This window comes from Ochrobactrum sp. AP1BH01-1 (genome assembly GCF_018066705.1).
Lineage (GTDB): Bacteria > Pseudomonadota > Alphaproteobacteria > Rhizobiales > Rhizobiaceae > Brucella.
Genome location: NZ_JAGPOU010000002.1, coordinates 156,592 through 176,868, shown reverse-complemented (window position 1 = coordinate 176,868; position 20,277 = coordinate 156,592). Strand labels below are relative to the sequence as shown.

The following is a 20,277-nucleotide window of genomic DNA, read 5'->3' as shown; positions in this document are numbered from 1 at the left end:
CGAATCCAACTATCGAACCGATTGGTTCGGGCAAATCCTAATAACCTCTAAATTCGGTTATTTCCATTGCCCCCGCCAGAGCTTGCACAAACAAATTCCACAGCGTTGCAGAATTGTATCATCCGCTAAATTAAAACTCGAACTGTGGAATCCGTTCGAAGCCTGGTAGCGGACGAACCGCAGTGTTGAACACACCGCGTCCCGATGCAACACCATTTTCTTTAACGTAAATCCGCGCAACTCCCGCATTCCCGCGGCCTTCAACGGCAACGAGGCGTCCACCGTCCTTCAACTGGCCGAGAAGCGCATCGGGAATGAAATCGACAGCGCCTTCAATGACAATCACGTCGTAAGGTGCTTCCGAGGGATAGCCTGCCTGCAGTTCACCTGAAACGATCACAACATTGTCATAGCCCAGTTCCGAAAGACGGGCGGTCGCAGCAGCCGACAATACGGAATCATTTTCCAGGCCGATAACCGATCCTGCCAGCTTCGAAAGGATTGCTGAGGAATATCCGGTGCCGCAACCGACATCGAGAACGACGTCCGTGTTCTTGATGCGTGCGAGCTGCACCAGCTTGGCGAAAGGCGACGGCTCCATCAGGTAGCGAGGCTCCTTGCCTTCGCTTTCGAGGAGCTGGTCTTCGTCGATATAGGCAAGGACCTGACGGGCCGCTGGAACGAACGCCTCACGCGGGACGGTCAGGAAAGCATCGATAACTGCCAGATCGGTCACGTCCGTCGTGCGTATCTGATTGTCGACCATCTTTGTGCGAAGATCCTGGAAATCGGCTGCCATAGCCCTAAACCCTTCCTTGTCGCGGAATGCGATGTTTCATGCCATTGGAGCGCCCTGCATACTGCTGGAGCACCATAAACGAGATTTGCCGTTGATGTGGCAAAAATCGCGGGTCCAGTCAATGAAACACAGCATTTGCGGCATTTATGCTCACTATTACCGGTATCAGAGCTGCAGGCATTCATCGGCGCACCGGGGCCACCTTATATTGCTGCTCTGCACATCGGGATATGAAAATGCCGGAAAGCCTTCCGCTCCCCGGCATCTGTCCTTGACATACAGCCTGCCCGAAACCGCATCATGCTTTCCGAACGGGCTCTATCGTTTACAGCGCTTTGAGACAAGCGCCCCTGAAATCACATTATTGAGCGTTCGACGCTGGAAAGCCGGCGGCTTCCAGAGCAGAAAGCACGGCAGCTTGCGAAGCATTACCGCCGAATCCGACTTCCTTCTTTTCGAGGTCGATTTCGATTGGCGCCGTCGCATCGAGCTTGCGCAAGGCGGAAGTAACGCTATCGGCGCAACCGCCGCATTTCATCTTGGGGATGGAAAACTTCATCAAATCAGTCACTCCTTCTAGGGATGGCCATAAGATGGAGCTTCCCATCGTGGTAAGGTCAAGGGCCTTTTTTGCCATTTCTCATTCAAGGCGCCTCGCAAGCCTCCGGCACGCTTTTTTCCAATTCCAGCGGCGACTTGGTCAGAGAGCCCGTCATGATCTGCATGGGCTTGAATGGTGGTTCTTCCTGCATACCGGGATTGGTAAGATGGATCGTATAGCAGCCAGTAAAAACTTCCTTCTTGCCATCTGCCGTTTCCGCTTCGATAGCGAGGGGCTGACTCCAATATATCTGGCCCGCACCCGGATCCGGCTCGGTCTTGCGCAGTGCGACCTTCACACTTTTGGTGTTTTCATAGCCTTTCACGAAAGTCTTGAAGTCCGGCTCCCGCCCCTCTTCGGAATAATAACCATAGGCCCGCGCATATTCCTTGCGATTGATTGCATTGTAATAGGATTCGATAAGTGCCTGGGGCGTGGAACGATCATCGCGATAGTCTGGAACCGTCACGCCTCCGGCGGCATCCTGCGTCTGTTCGGAAGGCTTGGTTTCCTGAACTGGCTCGGAAGCATTGTCGTGCTTTTCCTGCACGTTCCTCGGCGTTTCTTCAGGTGCGGCCTTTTGCGGATTTTGCGCCAAGGCAACTCCGGCTGAAAAGCCAGCTACCCCTGCGCCCAGAAGGCCGATTACAGCAGCCAGCATCAGAGGTTTCATCCGGTCATTCGACATTCGCTTCTCCTCTTCCTAGCAATTTTTTGCAGGGCGCTTCGGAGGCGCTCCCGATTTGGTGTATTGCAGTAATGATGTTACAACACTAACTATAGTGAAAACGTGGCAATCGCGGAGGAAACTCAGCCTGTTGCGATGAGATTGGACGATTCTCCGTCCATATGCCAGCACGATACCGGAAGAGAGAAAATGGGCCGTTTCGCAGTCATGACGCTAACCGACAAAGCAGCTGATCGCGTTCGCGAGATCATCGCATCGCGGGATGGCGCTCTTGGTATCCGGGTGGGTGTGAAAAAAGGCGGCTGCGCCGGCATGGAATATACCATCGACCTCGTCACGGAAGCCAAGGCTGGCGACGATGTGATCGAAAAGGATGGCGCGAAGGTTTACATCGCGCCGGAGGCCGTTCTCTTCCTGCTCGGCACGCAGATGGACTTCGAGGTGACGACATTGCGCACAGGTTTCGTCTTCAATAATCCGAACCAGACATCGGCTTGCGGTTGCGGTGAGTCCGTTGAAATCAAGGCCGCCTCCCCGGAAAGCCTCCGCCAGATGCAGGGCGCAGCCTAATTCAAGCACAAGGTCCGTCAGCTAATGGATGACGAAGCTCTTCGCGATCTGCTGCAGGACTTCGGCCCCATCAGCATACGCCGAATGTTCGGCGGCAAGGGCATTTATCACCAGGGCCTGATCTTTGCGCTTGTCGTGCGGGACGAGCTGCTGTTCAAGGCCGACGAAATAACCATTCCTGAATTTATCGATGCTGGTGCGACCCAATGGACCTATGAAGGCCGCAAAGGTGGCGATCCGGTCGCCATGCCTTACTGGAGCGTGCCGAGCGAAGCTTTCGATGATCCTGAAGTGATGACGCGCTGGGCACGCCTTGCTTATGATGCTGCCCTGCGAAGCGGGAAAACCAAGCCCAAAAAGAAATCGGCTGCAAAGCGTTCGCTTGCAGCCGATTGATCATTTCTATTTCCGTCAGATTCCAGTTGGAATCAGCATGAATGCCGGAATGTCGTTGCCGAAACCGACAGGTGTCGGGCCGTCATCATCACGATCACGGCGGCGCTTCTGTTCATGCTGCGGCTTGCCGCGGCGCTCATTGTTGGAAGCGCGGATCGCATCGCGACGCTCACTGGCTTCGATGACCGGCTGCGGCTGTTCCGCAGGATCGACGATCTCCGCAGGCTTCGCCTTTGCCTTGTCTTTCGGCTTGTCCTTGCCCTTGGCGTCCTTGCCTTTGCCGCGCGCATTCTTGTTCTTGCGCGCATCGTCTGCCTCGTCGGAGGCCGGCAGGGTCGACAGATCACCGTCGAGCCATTCGATCTTTTCGCCGATCATATTTTCGATAGCGGCCAGATATTTCGTGTCCGAAGGCGTGACTATGGTGAAGGCCTTGCCGGAACGTCCCGCGCGACCAGTACGGCCAATACGGTGGACATAATCTTCCGAATGAATCGGAACATCAAAATTGAAAACGTGGCTCACATCAGGAATATCGAGACCACGGGCCGCGACGTCGGAAGCAACCAGCAACCGCAATTTGCCATCCTTGAAGTTCGACAGCATGGTCATGCGCGCGCGCTGGTCCATATCGCCATGCAAAGCGCCGGCATCGAATTCATGCCGCGTCAGTGAGCGGAAAAGCTCGGACACGTCCTTCTTGCGGTTGCAGAAGATAATCGCGTTCTTGAGCGTATCGCCTTCCGCACGGATGAGATCACGCAGGACCGCGCGCTTGTCCCAGTCCTTCTTGCTGGATTTCACCAGACGCTGGGTCACGGTCTTGGCCGTGGATGAAGCCTTTGCAACCTCGATGCGCGTCGGGGAATGCAGGAACTGTTCCGTCAGCTTGGTGATTTCCGGCGGCATGGTAGCCGAGAAAAACAGGGTCTGGCGCGTAAACGGGATAAGCTTGCAGATACGCTCGATGTCCGGGATGAAGCCCATGTCGAGCATGCGATCCGCCTCGTCGATGACGAGAATTTCAACACCGGTCAGGAGCAGTTTGCCACGTTCGAAATGATCAAGCAGACGGCCGGGCGTTGCGATGAGAACGTCGGCGCCGCGTTCCAGCTTGCGCTCCTGTTCATCGAACGAAACACCGCCGATCAGCAGGGCCACATTGAGGCGCTGATTGACGCCGTACTTGGCGAAGTTTTCCTCGACCTGGGCTGCGAGCTCACGGGTTGGTTCCAGAATGAGCGTACGGGGCATGCGAGCACGAGCCCTGCCCTTTTCCAGAAGCGTCAACATCGGAAGCACGAAAGAGGCCGTCTTTCCGGTTCCCGTCTGCGCGATACCGAGAACGTCCTTGCGTTCAAGGGCTGGAGGAATGGCTCCAGCCTGAATGGGAGTGGGCGCAGTATATCCTGCCGCTTCTACAGCGGCGAGCACTTTCGGGGAAAGACCGAGTTCGGCAAATGTCGTCAATGGAGGCGCAGCTCTCTGGTTTGGAAATGATTTCCACCCATCCTGTCATTGCAGCCGCGTCATCGGGCGCAGGAACCAAGGCAGAATAAGGCGTCTGCAACGCAATATGCGTTTTCTTGCAGCATCGCCTACGTCTACAGCGTGCAAAAGTCAACTAAAATACCATCGAAAGAGATCAAATTGCTTCAATTGTGCTGCAACACTCGAAATCAACGCCGAGCGTGAACAAATTTATTCAAATTATCAAAAGCTAAAGGACATGCCGCGTTGCAGAAATAGCGAGCCATTTTCCTGACCGACCTAGTGCCTGAACTGTTCTGTCAGGATGCGCTCATCCCAGGAGTGATTTCGATCAAAAAGAATGGCCACCTGGCTATTGGGCGCCTCTCTTACCGTTACCGACCTGACGGATTTGACCTCGTTGTTGTCCGCAACCGCATTGACGGGACGCTTTTCGGTTTCCAGCAGATCCATACGCACGGTCACATGCTTCGGCAACAGCGCCCCGCCCCACCGGCGTGGGCGAAACGGGCTTACAGGTGTCAGCGCCAGAAGCGGCGCCTCAAGCGGCAGGATGGGGCCTTGCGCCGACAGATTGTAGGCGGTGGAACCTGCGGGAGTCGCAACCATCACGCCATCGCATACGAGTTCATCCAGCCGCACCTTGCCATCGATCGTTATTCTGATCTTCGCGGCCTGATAGGACTGACGGAAAAGGGAAACTTCGTTGATCGCCAAAGCTTCGAACGATTGTCCGGATTCGGTGTCTGCGACCATGACAAGCGGGCGAATGGTTTCCATCTGTGCAGCCAGAATGCGCGCTGGCAGATCGTCCACGCTGAATTCGTTCATCAGAAAGCCAACCGACCCGCGGTTCATTCCGTAAATCGGCTTGCCGCTGTTCATGAAGTCGCGAAGTGCCTGCAGCATGGTTCCATCACCGCCAAGAGCGACAATGATATCGGCATCTTCGGCGGCCACATGGCCATAACGGGCAACCAATTCCTTTTGAGCGAGAAGTGATTCTTCGGTTCCTGACGACAGAAAATGAAGCGCGAGCGATTTATCTTCCATATTTTCAGTCCCGAATCCGGCCCAACTCTGACAAGTTTGCCACTGTTTCCCCAACCCGCTATTGGCTATCACATGAAAAACCCGGTTGCCATGACCTCCGGACAATGAATTTTCGTTTTACATATGCCGCATTTGTGCTAATCGGGCGCAAGTGCCCTTATAGCTCAGTTGGTAGAGCACCTGATTTGTAATCAGGGGGTCGGGAGTTCGAGTCTCTCTGGGGGCACCAGTCCGCTTAATCGGGTTGGATAATACGATTTTTATTTCTTTTTAGCTCGCCAACGCCAAGACGGATGACACCTGCACTATTTTTACTTTTGTTTCCATGAAATATTCATTGTTACTGAAGTTAAAAGCCTAACAAAAGGCGCAATTTAATTTTTGAATTCTCTCACAAGTAACATTATCACTTTATACTAAGATGATGTCATATGAACATAATCATTGCGACCATCACACGCAATCGACCGATCATGATTCGTCAATTGTACAAATCCATTGCATCGTTGGAGCTTCCTCAGGGACATTGCATAGACTTTCTCATAGTTGAAAATAATTCCACAAGTACATCTTTCGAGTGGCTAAACGATATACGATCTTCGCTGAATAATAGTACAGTCGCGTACCTTCTCGAGACAAATATCGGTATATCAAGCGCACGCAATCGCGCACTCGAATATGCGCTTCAGAACCAATCCGAATTGCTTGTCTTCGTCGATGATGATGAACAGGTCGCAGCCGACTGGTTTTTGGAGCTTCTGCGCGAACAGCAGAGGCTTGACCTCGATATTGTCGGATCGCCCGTCAGACCCGTTCCGGCAAAACCCAACCTCAACCCGTGGAAAAAGCTCATTTGGTCGGGCATTGAGGCGAACAACCTCAAGGCCGAGAAGAGAGCAAGAAGGAAATGGAACGAGAATAAAGCCGACACCATCAAGATCGCCACTGGAAGCTGGCTGGGAAGGATGGAATTCTTCCGCCGGACAGGACTGAGATTCGATTCGCGGATCGGTTTGGCAGGTGGCGAAGACTGGAACCTTTGGCTTCAGGCGAAGGAACTCGGTGCCAGGACGGGCTGGGCTCCTGATGCAATTGTTTATGAGACCGTGCCCGACTGCCGGATAAGCCTTGCTTATCATTTCCGCAGAAACAGAGCCCACAATGCGACCGAATTCGGAGCTCAGTATCGCAAAAATCCGCGGCGGGCGCTGCTGCGGTTTCCGACCAAACTTCTAAGCCGCATCTGGAAGCTTTTTGCATCCATCTGCATGTTGCCGTTCATGGGCGGGCAGGCGCTCATTTCGATGGCAATGGCTCTCGGAGCGATCGTCGGCCTCATTGGAGCACTGTTCGGAATAAGCTCGAAACACTATGTCAACACGACAGGTTTCTGACTTCCTACGCCACAAAACCGTATCAGGCAACGTTGAGGCTTATCAGTACCAGCCGACCGCCACCTGCGCCTCTTCCGACATGCGGTCGGCCGTCCATGGGGGATCGAAAGTCATCGTGACTTCCACCATTGAAACGCCCTCAACCGCGCCGACTGCATTTTCCACCCAGCCCGGCATTTCACCCGCCACGGGACAACCGGGCGCCGTAAGGGTCATTTCGATCTTCACGGTGCGGTCGTCTTCGATATCGATCTTGTAAACAAGACCCAGTTCGTAGATATCGGCGGGAATTTCCGGGTCATATACCGTTTTTAGCGCAGCAATGATGTCGTCGGTCATGCGCAGGAGTTCCTCCTGCGGAATAGCCGATGCGGAAAATACCGCATTGCCTTCGGCTGTCGTCGCATCTTCGGAAGGCTTGGTGTCAGCCTGGTCCTGAACTTTATGTTCCATGTCGGTCATCCGAAAAACTTCCTTGCCTTTTCCAAGGCTTCCGCCAGTGCATCCACTTCAGCACGGGTATTGTACAGGGCGAAGGATGCACGGCATGTAGAGGTGACGCCGAAGCGTTTCAAGAGCGGCTGAGCGCAATGCGTTCCGGCACGTACCGCCACCCCTGCCCGATCGATCACCATCGACACGTCATGCGCATGAATTCCCTCAAGTGCGAACGATATGATGGCTCCCTTGCCCGGCGCGTTGCCGAAAATTCGCAGGGAATTGATCCGCCCGAGTTGCTCGTGGGCGTAATCGCGCAAATCTTCCTCATGGGCGAGGATGGCGTGACGGCCAATCTTTTCCATATATTCAAGCGCAGCGCCAAGACCGATGGCCTGAACGATGGGCGGCGTACCGGCCTCAAAGCGGTGCGGCGGATGATTATAGGTGACGTTTTCTTCAGTCACTTCCTCGATCATTTCGCCGCCGCCCTGAAACGGGCGCATCTTCTCGAGCATTTCAGCGCGACCATAAAGGACGCCGATGCCCGAAGGACCATAGACCTTATGACCGGTGAAGACATACCAATCACAGCCGAGATCCCGCACATCAACCGGCAGGTGCACAGCACCCTGACTGCCATCGACCAGCACCGGAATGCCGCGCGCATGAGCAAGATCGACGATTTTCTTGATCGGCGTCACCGTACCGAGCGCGTTCGACATATGGGTAATCGCGACAAGCTTGGTGCGGTCCGTCAGGCGCTTCTCGAATTCCTCGATATGGAAGACGCCTTCATCGTCCACCGGCGCGAAAACAAGCTTTGCCCCCTGTCTTTCGCGAATGAAATGCCACGGCACGATATTGGAGTGATGCTCCATGATCGACAGCAGAATTTCATCGCCTTCGCCAATATGTGGCATGCCGTAGCCATAGGCGACAGTGTTGATCGCCTCGGTCGCGTTTTTCGTGAAGACGATTTCGTCCACCGAATCGGCGTTCAGGAAGCGGCGCACCGTCTCACGCGATTTTTCATAGGCGTCCGTCGCCGCATTTGACAGGAAATGCAGTCCCCGATGAACATTGGCATATTCGTTGGAATAAGCGTGCGTCACAGCGTCGATGACGCTCTGTGGCTTCTGCGCCGATGCGCCGTTGTCGAGATAGACGAGCGGCTTGCCGTGCACTTCTCGCGAAAGGATTGGGAAGTCCCGGCGGATCGCCTCGACGTCATAAGCCGCAATCAGCGGATTCTTGTGGTCCATGATCGTTCCTCTTGCCGTTTCGGCAGGAAAAGGCGGAGCGCAATCACACGCTCCGCCTCAGTCAATCAGGCGTGGCTGGCGAGCCAGTTGGACAGCACTTCTTCCAGTGCCTCAACCAGCGTTTCGTCTTCCAGTTCCTCGATAATCTCGGCGATGAATGCCTTGATCAACAGGCCACGAGCGTCGTTTTCCGGAATGCCGCGGGCCATCAGATAGAACAGATAGTCCTTTGACAATTCGGTAACCGTCGCACCATGGCCGCAGGCCACGTCATCGGCGAAGATTTCGAGTTCGGGCTTGGCGTCGAACTCGCCTTCGTCCGACAGCAGCAGTGTGTTGCAGGCCATGCGGGCGTCGGTCTTCTGGGCGATCTGCGCGACGCGGATCATGCCCTGGAAAACGCCGCGCGCGCGGTCCTTGACCACATTGCGGACAATCTCGGTCGAGCGGGTGTTCTCCACCAGATGGCCAACGGTCATGGTCACGTCTGTATGGCTGTCATCAGCCAGCAGATTGAGGCCGCGAAGTTCAAAGTCAGAATCTTCTCCGGCAACGTTGACGTGCACTTCCTGACGCACGAGCTTGCCGCCCGCGTTGATGATGTAAAGCGTCAGGCGGGAGCCCTTGCCCATCGTCGCATTGAACTGCGAGAGCTGCGTTGCCTGACCGAAATCTCGCAGGATAACCCAGAGAATCTCGGCGCCATCGCCAACGGTTACGTGGTTGACAGAAGTGGAGAAGGCATCGCCTTCGCCGCCATTCTGGCGTTCCACAATCGTGGCCTTGACATTGGCACCAATGCGAACCGGGAAACGAGTGTGTCCCTGTCCGACCTTCTGGATATTCTGGAGTTCCAGCGGGGCTTCCAGCTCGGTGCCATCGGCAATCGAAACCATCCAGCCATCGCTGACATAGGCAGCGTTGATCTGGCCGATCGTATCGTCGAAGCCGCGCGACCGGAGCTGGGTGACGAGCGAGCCGTCAGCCAGCGCTTCGCGGACCGGCGTCAGCGAAACGCCTTGAGGCGCATTCGCACCAAGAGCAACGCCGTTGCTCGCGGCAACAATCGACGAACCGGCGATGAGCGCGGGCAACGCCTGCGTTTCTGCTGACGTGTCGAACGGCGCTACACCCTTCAGAAGCGTACGGAAATCCGTATAGTGCCAGCTTTCGACGCGTCGGGATGGAATGCCGTTTTCCTTGAGCGCTTCAAGGGCCGCATCACGAGCAACGACAACATCGCCATTGCCCGGCAGGTCGCCCATGCGGTCGGCAAAGCTGTCGATCAGCGCGCTTTCAGCCGGCGTTCGCGGCTTGGAAGCTGGAGCGGTCTGGATATTCATGATCCATCCCTCCTCAGGCAGCTTCGCCGATTACGTCGGCATAACCGTTTTCTTCCAGATGCAACGCAAGGCTCTTGTCACCGGACTTGATGACCTGGCCCTTGTACAGAACGTGCACGCTGTCCGGAACGATATGCTCGAGCAGACGCTGATAGTGCGTAATGACGACGACGGCGCGATCTGGCGAACGCAGCGCGTTCACGCCTTCCGAAACGATCTTCAGCGCATCGATGTCGAGACCGGAATCGGTTTCGTCGAGGACGCAAAGGCTTGGCTCCAGAAGCTGCATCTGAAGAATTTCAGCGCGCTTCTTTTCACCGCCCGAGAAGCCAACATTGAGCGGGCGCTTGAGCATGTTCATGTCGATGTTGAGGCCGCCGGCGGCATCCTTCACGCGCTTGATGAATTCCGGGATTTTCAGTTCCGGTTCGCCGCGCGCCTTGCGCTGGCTGTTCATGGCAACCTTCAGGAATTCCATCGTGGCAACGCCCGGAATTTCCATCGGGTACTGGAAAGCCAGGAAGATACCCTTGGCGGCGCGTTCTGCCGGGTCGAGCTCAAGGATCGACTCGCCATTGTAAAGAATGTCGCCTTCCGTCACTTCATAGTCGTCACGGCCGGCGAGGATGTAGGACAGCGTGGACTTGCCCGAACCGTTCGGACCCATGATCGCAGCAACTTCACCCTTGTTCACGGTGAGGTTCAGACCACGGATGATCTCTGTATCCGTGTCGGCGATCTTTGCATGGAGGTTCTTGATCTCAAGCATGAATGTAAACCTTGTTCTAATGCCAGGAAAAGGCTGGCCAGAAAATCTGATGCGAGATGGAAGGATGCGTCGGTTAACCGACGCTGCCCTCAAGCGAAATGCCGATAAGCTTCTGCGCTTCGACGGCGAATTCCATCGGCAGTTCCTGAATGACTTCCTTCACAAAGCCATTGACGATGAGGGCGATTGCCTCCTCTTCCGGAATGCCGCGCTGCATCACGTAGAACAGCTGGTCTTCCGAAATCTTGGAGGTAGTTGCCTCATGCTCGAACTGCGCCGTGGCGTTTTTCGCCTCGATATACGGCACCGTATGCGCGCCGCAATCGTTGCCGATCAGGAGCGAGTCGCACTGGGTAAAGTTACGCGCATTCTCGGCCTTGCGATGGGCCGAAACCTGTCCGCGATAGGTGTTGTTCGACTTGCCGGCCGAAATACCCTTCGAGATGATGCGGCTCGACGTGTTCTTGCCGAGGTGCAGCATCTTGGTGCCCGAGTCGATCTGCTGATGTCCGTTGGAAACGGCAATCGAATAGAACTCGCCGCGCGAATTGTCGCCGCGCAAAATACAGGACGGATATTTCCAGGTGATTGCGGAGCCGGTTTCCACCTGCGTCCACGAAATCTTGGAATTATCGCCACGGCAATCGCCACGCTTGGTGACGAAGTTGTAGATGCCGCCCTTGCCGTCCTTATCGCCCGGGAACCAGTTCTGGACCGTCGAATATTTGATTTCGGCGTTTTCGAGAGCAATCAGCTCAACGACAGCCGCGTGCAGCTGGTTTTCGTCGCGCTGCGGTGCGGTGCAACCTTCAAGATAAGATACATACGCACCTTCATCGGCGATGATGAGCGTACGTTCAAACTGACCGGTGTTCTTTTCATTGATACGGAAATAGGTCGAAAGTTCCATAGGGCAACGAACGCCCTTCGGAACGTAGACGAACGAACCATCCGTAAAAACAGCCGAATTCAGCGTGGCATAGTAATTGTCCGAAACCGGAACCACAGAAGCCAGATATTTCTGCACCAGTTCAGGATGCTCGCGGATCGCTTCCGAAATCGAGCAGAAGATCACGCCAGCTTTGGCAAGTTCTTCCTTGAAGGTCGTGACGACCGACACGCTGTCGAACACGGCATCAACGGCCACGCGGCCCGACGCATAGACATTGTCGGACGGATTGCCGTCGATTTCGCTCGGCTCGCCCTGTTTGCGCACACCGGCTAGAATTTCCTGTTCGCGCAGCGGAATGCCAAGCTTTTCATAGGTCTTCAGCAGTTCCGGATCGACTTCATCAAGCGATTTCGGACCCGACTGATTTTTCGGCGCCGCATAATAATATGCGTCCTGAAAATCGATCTTCGGATAATCGACGCGCGCCCATGTCGGCTCTTCCATGGTGAGCCAGCGTTCATAGGCTTTGAGACGCCATTCCAGCATCCATTCCGGCTCGTTTTTCTTGGCGGAAATGAAGCGGATAATATCTTCGTTCAGGCCCTTGGGAGCCTTCTCGGCTTCGATCGTCGTCTCGAAGCCATATTTGTACTGGTCCACGTCAAGGCCGCGGACCTGATCAATGGTCTCCTGCACTGCAGGCATCGGCGTTCTCCATCCTCGTCGGGGTCAAGGCCCGACAGTTGCAAACGTCAAGGCGATAATAGTCTTGGTTACCGTCTCGATATAGTGTGCGTGCCCCTTCTTTAAAACCTCTCTAAACTGAATTTCAAGCGCCGGGTTCAAATTTGCCCGAAAAAATGCGATTAAAACAATCAACTTATAAAAATGCGCGTTGAAACAGCGCACTCGCGGGTCTCTGCGGGCCCGCTTCGCGAGGTCATTTTTAGTTCAGGCTTATTCTGATCAGGCTTTCCTGGCGCGGCGCTCGACAATTTTGCGCAGCACATCGAGAAAGGCATCAACTTCCTCGGGCGTTGCCGTTGGTTCAAGCGACACACGGATCGCCCCGAGACTGTCTTCGTATCCCATTGCTGACAGCACATGGCTGGGACCGACTTTCCCAGACGAGCAGGCCGATCCTGCCGAAAGAGCGATTCCGCCGAGATCAAATGCGATCTGCACGGTTTCGGCCTTCTGTTCTTCGAGAGAAAAGAAGGTCGTGTTCGGTAGCCGATCGACCGAGCTGCCGTAGATCACCGCGTCGGGGGCGATTGCCGCCAGACCAGCTTCCAGCCTGTCCCTCATTGCCGGAGACCAGCCATCGCCGTTAAGCCGTGTCTTGGCAGCATCAGCGGCAGCGCCGAAACCTGCAATCAGCGGCAGCGCTTCGGTTCCAGCTCTATGCCCCTTCTCCTGACCGCCACCGCGAACAAGCGCGCGCGGCATCATGAGGTCGGAAATGGCAATGATTGCGCCGACGCCTTTCGGTCCGCCGATCTTGTGTGAGGAGATTATGAGATAATCACCGCAACTATCCGAAATATCTAATTGAATGCGTCCCACGGCTTGAACCGCATCGACGATATAGATGCCGCCAGCGGCCTTGACTATAGCGGCAATTTCCGCAACCGGCTGAATGACCCCTGTTTCGTTATTGGCAGCCTGTATCGCAACGAGCGGCAGCCCCGCGCTCTTGTCGTGACGGCCAAGGGCAGCTCTCAGGGAATCGAGCTCCACGATGCCGTTTGCATCGACCGGCAGCACCGTGACGTCCTGCGGGGCAAACTGGCCACCGGACAGCACGCATGGGTGTTCCGTCCCGCTCACATAGAGATGCGACAGGCGGACCGGCGACCGCCCCATCATGTAGTGCGGCGTCAGTAACGTCGAAGCGGCTTCTGTTGCACCTGATGTAAAGAAAACATGGTCCGGTCTGGCATTGACAAGGGCTGCAACGCTGCGGCGCGCAGCTTCAACGAGCGCGCGTGCAGCGCGGCCTTCACGATGCACGGAGGATGGATTGCCGGTAATGCCGAGTGCGTTGATCACCGCATCCCGTGCCTCTTCGAGCAACGGAGCGCTGGCATTATAATCCAGATAGAGCCTCTTGCCGCTCCCGTTCACCGTACCTATCTCCTAAACAAAATTCTGGAAGCGCAATTTTCTTGAATTTTCAATCAAGAAAAGCCTATTAAGCCCCCATAGGAACTGAAACCTGCTTTCAGTCTGTCGAAATTTCAAACCGGTTCTAGAAGCGGCGTTCAACAACGTCAAGTTTCGCCGCCCAGGTCCGGCTTTCCCGTTACGAGCGGAGTACACATGCCAGAAGTCATTTTCAACGGTCCTGCCGGACGCCTCGAAGGTCGCTATCAGCCTTCCAAAGAAAAGAATGCTCCGATCGCGCTCATCCTTCATCCGCATCCGCAGTTCGGCGGAACGATGAACAACAAGATCGTCTATGATCTGTTCTACATGTTCCAGCAGCGCGGTTTCACAACGTTGCGCTTCAACTTCCGCGGCATCGGCCGCAGCCAGGGCGAATTCGACCACGGTGCGGGCGAACTGTCGGATGCGGCAAGCGCGCTCGACTGGGTGCAGGCGCTTCACCCCGATTCCAAGACATGCTGGGTTGCCGGCTATTCATTCGGCGCCTGGATCGGCATGCAGCTACTAATGCGCCGCCCGGAAATCGAAGGCTTCATTTCCGTCGCTCCGCAGCCGAACACTTATGATTTCTCCTTCCTGGCGCCCTGCCCTTCGTCCGGTCTCATCATCCATGGCGATAACGACAAGGTTGCGCCGCCGAAGGATGTTCAGGCTCTGGTCGACAAACTGAAGACCCAGAAGGGCATCACGATCACCCAGACCACGATTCCGGGCGCAAATCACTTCTTCACCGGTCAGGGCGATGAACTCATCGAGGATTGCGCCGAGTATCTTGATCGCCGTCTGGCTGGCGAACTGGTGGAAGCGCGTCCGAAGCGCCTTCGCTAACAAACAATCCGGCAAGTCGTTTTCCAGATTTGCAGCGTCTCATCCGGCGGGTCTCCCGCCGGATTTTTCGTGCGATGCTACATCGCTATCGAATGATTCGTCCTTTCACATCCATCTCACGAGCGTGACATGCCGGTTTATGCCATTCTTGCTATCGCCATCGTGTCTGAAGTCATCGGAACACTCAGCCTCAAGGCGTCCGAAGGCTTTACCCGCCTGGGGCCCTCCCTGATCGTCGTCGTCGCTTATGGGCTGGCCTTCTATTTTCTTTCCATGACGTTGAAGAGCATACCCGTCGGGATTGCCTATGCGGTCTGGTCCGGAATTGGCGTGACGCTCGTTGCACTGATCGGCTGGCTTATCTTTGGACAAAAGCTCGACCTGGCCGCAGTGCTCGGCATGGGATTGATTATTGCCGGCGTCATTGTGCTCAATCTCTTTTCGAATACAGCGCAACACTGAAAATCATCCGGTCAATATGCCAAATTACTGGTTCGCAACCCGCCGAAACGGGAGTTTCCTTGTTATTGGCGGTTGATTGGTGCTAAAGGCGGACCTATCACATGGATGTAAGCAGCCGCTTGCGACCAGTTTCAACTTCGCCTTATCAGTCAGGGAAAAGGAATGTCCGGTTTCAAATCCGATTTTCTTCGCACGCTTTCCGAGCGTGGCTTCATTCATCAGATTTCCGATGAAAGTGGCCTCGACGAATTGTTGGCCAAGGAAACCGTGACAGCCTATATCGGTTTCGATCCCACGGCTCCAAGCCTTCATGCAGGCGGTCTGATCCAGATCATGATGCTGCACTGGTTCCAGCAGACGGGCCATCGGCCTGTCGCGCTGATGGGCGGTGGCACCGGCATGGTGGGCGACCCGTCCTTCAAGGACGAAGCACGCAAACTGATGACCGAAGATACGATTGCCGAGAACATTGCCGGCATCAAGCGGGTCTTCGCCAACTACCTGACTTTTGGTGATGGCCCGACCGATGCGCTGATGGTCAACAATGCCGACTGGCTGCGCAACATCAACTATCTTGAATTCCTGCGCGATGTTGGCCGTCATTTCTCGGTCAACCGCATGCTTTCGTTCGATTCGGTGAAGATGCGCCTCGATCGTGAGCAGTCGCTATCATTCCTTGAATTCAACTACATGATCCTTCAGGCCTACGATTTCGTGGAACTGAACAAGCGTCACGACATTCGCCTGCAGATGGGCGGTTCGGATCAGTGGGGCAATATCATCAACGGTATCGATCTCGGTCACCGTATGGGAACGCCGCAGCTTTATGCCCTCACCTCGCCGCTGCTGACGACAGCATCGGGTCAGAAGATGGGCAAGTCGCTTGGCGGCGCCGTCTGGTTGAACGCCGAAATGCTGAGCGCTTATGATTTCTGGCAGTACTGGCGCAACACCGAAGATGCCGATGTCGAGCGATTCCTGAAGCTCTACACGACGCTTCCGCTGGATGAAATCGCCAAGCTGGCCGCACTAGAAGGCGTTGAAATCAACGAAGCGAAGAAAATTCTTGCAACCGAAGTGACGGCCATGCTGCATGGCCGCAATGCAGCCGAAGAAGCGGCTGAAACCGCCCGCAAGACATTCGAGGACGGCGAGCTTTCGGAAAATCTGCCAACCGTGGGCGTTCACAAGGCGACGCTGAATGGCGGCATCGGTGTTCTGGCGCTGATGGTTCTTGCTGAGCTGTGCACCACCAATGGCGAAGCCCGCCGTCACGTCGAAGGCGGTGCTGTGCGCATCAATGATGAACCAGTCAGCGATCCCCGCATGACCGTCGATGCCGGTGCGCTGAACGATCAGGGTGTTATCAAGCTATCGCTGGGCAAGAAGCGTCACGTACTGATCCGCCCCGCATAAGTCAGACGATATTTGAATGAACAAAGCCGGGCCTTGCGTCCGGCTTTTTTTGTCTGGCATTTCACTTTTCAGAATAGATTCTAGAACTCGAATATTGAGCGGAATATCCCAGGAGCAATGACCGAAATCGGGTTGACGATCACCTGCGGCTGCTTGGCGCTGCCGGCAAGCTTGTAGGTAATTCCAATCAAGCCACGGTCGCGCCCGTTGCCGAGCAACGCACCCACGATGGGAAGTTCCCCGAACAAACGATTGACACCGTATGCAGGCATAAATGTTCCGGTAATAGACATATTGCCTTGCTGGTCATAGAGCGTTCCCTGAAAAGTCGTACCGACAGTCGGCCCACGCACGACTCCTCTCGACAGGTTCAGATAACCATTGCCCTTTTCGATCAGCGAGAAACCGCGCTCGACATCCACCCGTGAAACATCGATATCGCGTTTGACAGCCTGGTTGAGGCTTGTGCCTCCGCTGGAGGGGGGGCTGGAAACGATCTTGGCCAGACGCGGTTCGTTTATAATTGCAAAGTTGCGCGCATCGATCTGGCCGCGCAATGGCCCATTGCCCTGAGCTGCAAGCCCGACTGTGATCTTGCCGCCGCGCATCTTGTCGTAAAAATCGAAGAAACGAAGCACTGCTCCGGCATCGTTGGACTGAAGCGAGATAGAACGCGCATCACCCTGATCGTTGTTCGTCGCCACGAAGGATTCACCGGACGATGTAACAGCGTTGACCGATACGCCCGAAACCTTGCTGCCAGCGCTTTCATAGGAAACAGCAACATTGCGCAGCGCTTCGCCGTTGAAGCCGCCGACCTCATCGATCTGGGCGCTTACAACCACGCGTGGATTGTTGGTCTTGCTGCCGTTGCCGCCCTTCTCGCCAAGATCTGAAACCTGTTTGATCAAGGCACGTGCGTCGAACTGCGAGCCGCGCACATTGACCCGATAGCTGCCGCCGCTTTTGGTTGCCTTGACGGCGAGACTATCGTTTCTATTGAGGCGGATCTCGCTGAAATTTGCAGACTGGAAGTCACCTTTCGCAATCGAGAGATCGCCCTTGGCACCGAAAGCGTCGCCAGTGAAGACAAGATTAGTGATGTCCATCTTACTCTTGTCGTCGGGGTTCTGAACGAGATCGAAGGTCGCCTTCGCCGGTATGCCTGTGCCCTTGCGCCACCCCAGCCAGGGAAGGTCAATCTGCGTCTTACCAAGATCCGCCGAAACGTGGCGCTTACCGCCATCCTCCATGCCGAGATCAACCGCCATCGGACCGGAAAAGATGGAGTTCAGCCCCGGAAAGACTGCGTTACGGGTCTTGTCATCGATATCCAGCCTGACCTTCTGCTCGCGCTTGACCGGCCCGGAGCGGTCCACCGGCTCGATCAGGGTGACCTTTGCCGGAATACCGTCAAGCATCGCATCGGCAGTAATATTGGCGGCAGATTGATCGACCTTGATGCTGCCCGTCGCTTCGCTGACGGTCGACCCGGCTATTGGCTTCGAAATATCGAGACCAGTGAAGCCAATGTCAGCGTTCCAGCGAAGCGTGCCGGGCGGCGGGTCCTTGGAAACGGCAAAGTTCACCCTGACCCGCGACTTCACATCGCCCGTCACATCGTCAGGTAGAAACGGCACATTCTTCAAAACGTCGATGGGCTTGTTCCCGGCAATTTCAGCAATGGCCGAAGCTTCACCGGCGACACCGAGGTCCAGTTCAGCGATAACCGGGCGCTGTGGCCCCCAGGGAATGATCAGCGTGCCGTCGGACACATCAACTTTGCGGTTATTTGGCGTGTAGGCCACGCCTTTTAAAAGCTTGATCGTCGTATAAGCCCCGCGGACCGATATTTCGCCCTGGGCATCGCGCACGGGGGGCAGTTCTCCCACGACATCGAAACGCGTGTCGAAGACCTTGAAATCAGCCTTGATTTCATCGCCAGTCAGCGGAGGCGGCAGGCCCGGCCCGTTGAAGCGGCCGCCCGCAAGCGAAATATCGATGCGGCTATCTTTGAGCGTTCCGCCGAAAAGGTTTTTAAGCACCCATTCGCGAGCGCCATCCGCCACATCAATGGGCCAGAGATGCTTGGCATCGGCAACGGGCATTTTAGGAATGCGAAGCAAGAATATCATTTCGGGCGAACCGGCGCCAAATGCCATGCTTCCCTGACCAAAAAGCTGTCCGTTTTCCGTCTGCACATCGAGATTGGCAAACTGGATGCGTTGCTGGTCAGCCATATAGCGTCCCGCTATCCGCGTCGCGAAGGACAATGGAGGATCGGTCGATTCAGACGGCATGCTTGTCGCTGATGTCGTCAGAACCTCGAAGCGATATGTCGGACCACCGGTATTGTTTTCGGTTTCCGGTTCCGGGCCAAAAGCCCCGTTGAACTGTGCCTGCATACCGCCCAGTTGCAGCCGCGACGTCTTGATCTCAATCTTGCGGCTTCCGACCGTGTGCTCAAGGCTGAGACGAGCGCCCCCGCGCACGTCTTCAACCTTGCCGATTTGCATATCCAGGTCGTCCACGGCAAGTTCAGTCGCGAGACGTTCGGGCTTGTCCGCATCGGCTGCAAATCCCATCAGGGTTAAGCGCGCCGATGCCGCCAGCTCGAAATGGGCCGGATTGACGCGATTGCCGTTTATAACGGGGGCGACTTCAGGCGGAGAGCCCAATGTGATTGGAATGTCGCGGATATTCAGCTCAAACCCGGCCAGGCTGTTATCGCCTGCATGCCGGTCGATCTTGCCATCCAGGGCAATTTTCTTGCCTTTCCATATGACGCTGCCGGCAATGCCGATTTTTCCGCCATTTTCGACGAGGCGGGCTTCCTCGATGCCCAGAATCTGCTGCTCATCGCCAACCTTGAAAGCGAGAGTGCTGTTGAAAATGCCTATGGCATGCGTTTCCTGAGCACGCAAAAGCTCCAGACTGCGGCGCATGGCGGCAAAAAGCTCACCTGAAACCGCATCGAAATCGAGAATACCATTCTCGTCGTAAGGCAGGGACTTCCAGAAGCCCGACCCCTTCGTTTCGGGCATTTCAAAGGAAACGCCATCCACTTCAAGCTGAGCAACGCGCACCTGGCCGGTGAGAAGCGGCAGCGGTGCCAGTCCCAGGCGAACGGATTTGATTCCGCTGATTTCGACGCCCTGCTTCGGATCGGCGATCGAGACATCCCTGGCTTCGAGCGCGACGTGACTGTCCTGATCCAGTGACAGCGCCGCGCTGCCTATGGAAGCCGATGCGCCATCACCGAGAATATGTGTCAGGCTTTTCTGCGCTTCGTCACGCAGAAGATTGCTGTCGATGCCGCTGCGAAGGATGACGAAACCGGCGCCTACAAGAAGAACCAGAAGAATGCAGATGGACAGAACCGCATGGGAACAGCGCGATAAAATGGAACGGCCTGAACGTGCCGGGCCGGGCAAAAACCCACACTCGCCATCGGCGGCGAGACGCTCGATTCTTTTCATCTCCCGCTTGCTGAAGCGGATCTTCTGCGGTTTCTCTATCAACAACCCAGCCAGTAAAAGAGTACCATGCCAAACGATCCCTCAGAATTTACTTCATTAAGCGATCGTAATTATCTGTTTTATAACTGCTTCCGACCCGTATCGTATACCTGAATCCTCTGTTTTTGTGCTTCCGCACCAACATTATGATGATGCGAGCATCAACGGTTGCACAAGCCTTGCCT

18 protein-coding genes and 1 tRNA gene are annotated in these 20,277 nt (G+C 55.5%); 7 read left to right on the top strand and 12 right to left on the bottom strand.

The genetic code is table 11. From position 1 onward, the window contains the following. Positions 1–130 precede the first annotated feature (130 nt). The 3 genes from J9800_RS06240 to J9800_RS06230 all read right to left on the bottom strand — a co-directional run bounded on the left by J9800_RS06240 (position 131) and on the right by J9800_RS06230 (position 2,088). On the bottom strand, positions 131–799 hold the full coding sequence (locus J9800_RS06240) for a protein-L-isoaspartate O-methyltransferase family protein (RefSeq protein ID WP_112588141.1): 669 nt from the start codon (positions 797–799) through the stop codon (positions 131–133). A 361-nt stretch (positions 800–1,160) separates the two neighbouring features. Continuing rightward, positions 1,161–1,361, bottom strand: a complete 201-nt coding sequence (locus J9800_RS06235; protein ID WP_114215446.1) for a heavy-metal-associated domain-containing protein — start codon at positions 1,359–1,361, stop codon at positions 1,161–1,163. Positions 1,362–1,443: 82 nt separating this feature from the next. After that, on the bottom strand, positions 1,444–2,088 hold the full coding sequence (locus tag J9800_RS06230) for a Cif family virulence factor (RefSeq protein ID WP_112588137.1): 645 nt from the start codon (positions 2,086–2,088) through the stop codon (positions 1,444–1,446). A 189-nt stretch (positions 2,089–2,277) separates the two neighbouring features. On the opposite strand from J9800_RS06230, the gene sufA reads away from it, so the two are divergent. Together sufA and J9800_RS06220 are read left to right on the top strand one after the other, a co-directional pair. Beyond that, positions 2,278–2,658 carry a Fe-S cluster assembly scaffold SufA gene (sufA, locus tag J9800_RS06225; protein ID WP_114215447.1) on the top strand — a complete coding sequence of 127 codons (381 nt, stop codon included), beginning with the start codon at positions 2,278–2,280 and terminating at the stop codon, positions 2,656–2,658. Positions 2,659–2,682: 24 nt separating this feature from the next. Beyond that, a complete protein-coding gene (locus J9800_RS06220) occupies positions 2,683–3,054 on the top strand; it encodes a TfoX/Sxy family protein (protein WP_114215448.1) in 372 nt (123 codons plus the stop codon). Between the two features lie 15 nt (positions 3,055–3,069). On the opposite strand, the gene J9800_RS06215 is transcribed toward J9800_RS06220, so the two are convergent. Together J9800_RS06215 and J9800_RS06210 are read right to left on the bottom strand one after the other, a co-directional pair. Then, positions 3,070–4,524, bottom strand: a complete 1,455-nt coding sequence (locus J9800_RS06215; RefSeq protein ID WP_114215449.1) for a DEAD/DEAH box helicase — start codon at positions 4,522–4,524, stop codon at positions 3,070–3,072. Between the two features lie 300 nt (positions 4,525–4,824). Next, positions 4,825–5,598, bottom strand: a complete 774-nt coding sequence (locus tag J9800_RS06210) for an NAD kinase (RefSeq protein ID WP_112588129.1) — start codon at positions 5,596–5,598, stop codon at positions 4,825–4,827. Positions 5,599–5,751: 153 nt separating this feature from the next. Between J9800_RS06210 and J9800_RS06205 the strand changes: the two genes are divergently transcribed. Both J9800_RS06205 and J9800_RS06200 read left to right on the top strand, forming a co-directional pair. Further along, positions 5,752–5,827, top strand: a tRNA-Thr gene (locus tag J9800_RS06205). 202 nt (positions 5,828–6,029) lie between these two features. Further along, the gene (locus J9800_RS06200) at positions 6,030–6,992 is read left to right on the top strand and encodes a glycosyltransferase family 2 protein (protein WP_114215450.1); all 963 of its coding nucleotides are present in this window, start codon (positions 6,030–6,032) and stop codon (positions 6,990–6,992) included. A gap of 42 nt (positions 6,993–7,034) precedes the next feature. On the opposite strand, the gene J9800_RS06195 is transcribed toward J9800_RS06200, so the two are convergent. The 6 genes from J9800_RS06195 to J9800_RS06170 all read right to left on the bottom strand — a co-directional run bounded on the left by J9800_RS06195 (position 7,035) and on the right by J9800_RS06170 (position 13,826). Continuing rightward, a complete protein-coding gene (locus tag J9800_RS06195; RefSeq protein WP_114215451.1) occupies positions 7,035–7,454 on the bottom strand; it encodes an SUF system Fe-S cluster assembly protein in 420 nt (139 codons plus the stop codon). After that, entirely contained in the window at positions 7,451–8,695 is a 1,245-nt protein-coding gene (locus tag J9800_RS06190; protein WP_114215452.1) for a cysteine desulfurase, read from the bottom strand. Before J9800_RS06190 ends, J9800_RS06195 begins: the two co-directional genes overlap by 4 nt. Before the next feature lie 65 nt (positions 8,696–8,760). After that, the gene (gene sufD / locus J9800_RS06185; protein ID WP_114215453.1) at positions 8,761–10,038 is read right to left on the bottom strand and encodes a Fe-S cluster assembly protein SufD; all 1,278 of its coding nucleotides are present in this window, start codon (positions 10,036–10,038) and stop codon (positions 8,761–8,763) included. Between the two features lie 13 nt (positions 10,039–10,051). Continuing rightward, a complete protein-coding gene (gene sufC, locus J9800_RS06180; RefSeq protein WP_112588119.1) occupies positions 10,052–10,807 on the bottom strand; it encodes a Fe-S cluster assembly ATPase SufC in 756 nt (251 codons plus the stop codon). Positions 10,808–10,880: 73 nt separating this feature from the next. Beyond that, positions 10,881–12,404, bottom strand: coding sequence for a Fe-S cluster assembly protein SufB (gene sufB, locus J9800_RS06175; protein ID WP_006466708.1), 1,524 nt, complete (start codon positions 12,402–12,404; stop codon positions 10,881–10,883). A 261-nt stretch (positions 12,405–12,665) separates the two neighbouring features. After that, positions 12,666–13,826: a cysteine desulfurase family protein gene (locus tag J9800_RS06170; protein WP_114215454.1), complete on the bottom strand. Its 1,161-nt coding sequence runs from the start codon at positions 13,824–13,826 to the stop codon at positions 12,666–12,668. A 195-nt stretch (positions 13,827–14,021) separates the two neighbouring features. Here J9800_RS06170 and J9800_RS06165 point away from each other — a divergent pair, with 195 nt between their 5' ends. The 3 genes from J9800_RS06165 to tyrS all read left to right on the top strand — a co-directional run bounded on the left by J9800_RS06165 (position 14,022) and on the right by tyrS (position 16,574). Further along, the gene (locus J9800_RS06165; protein WP_006472141.1) at positions 14,022–14,696 is read left to right on the top strand and encodes an alpha/beta hydrolase; all 675 of its coding nucleotides are present in this window, start codon (positions 14,022–14,024) and stop codon (positions 14,694–14,696) included. 129 nt (positions 14,697–14,825) lie between these two features. Then, on the top strand, positions 14,826–15,158 hold the full coding sequence (locus tag J9800_RS06160; protein ID WP_112588115.1) for a DMT family transporter: 333 nt from the start codon (positions 14,826–14,828) through the stop codon (positions 15,156–15,158). 162 nt (positions 15,159–15,320) lie between these two features. Then, positions 15,321–16,574: a tyrosine--tRNA ligase gene (gene tyrS / locus J9800_RS06155; RefSeq protein ID WP_114215455.1), complete on the top strand. Its 1,254-nt coding sequence runs from the start codon at positions 15,321–15,323 to the stop codon at positions 16,572–16,574. Positions 16,575–16,654: 80 nt separating this feature from the next. Here tyrS and J9800_RS06150 read toward each other — a convergent pair whose 3' ends face one another. Then, the gene (locus tag J9800_RS06150; protein ID WP_114215709.1) at positions 16,655–20,053 is read right to left on the bottom strand and encodes an AsmA family protein; all 3,399 of its coding nucleotides are present in this window, start codon (positions 20,051–20,053) and stop codon (positions 16,655–16,657) included. Positions 20,054–20,277 lie beyond the last annotated feature (224 nt).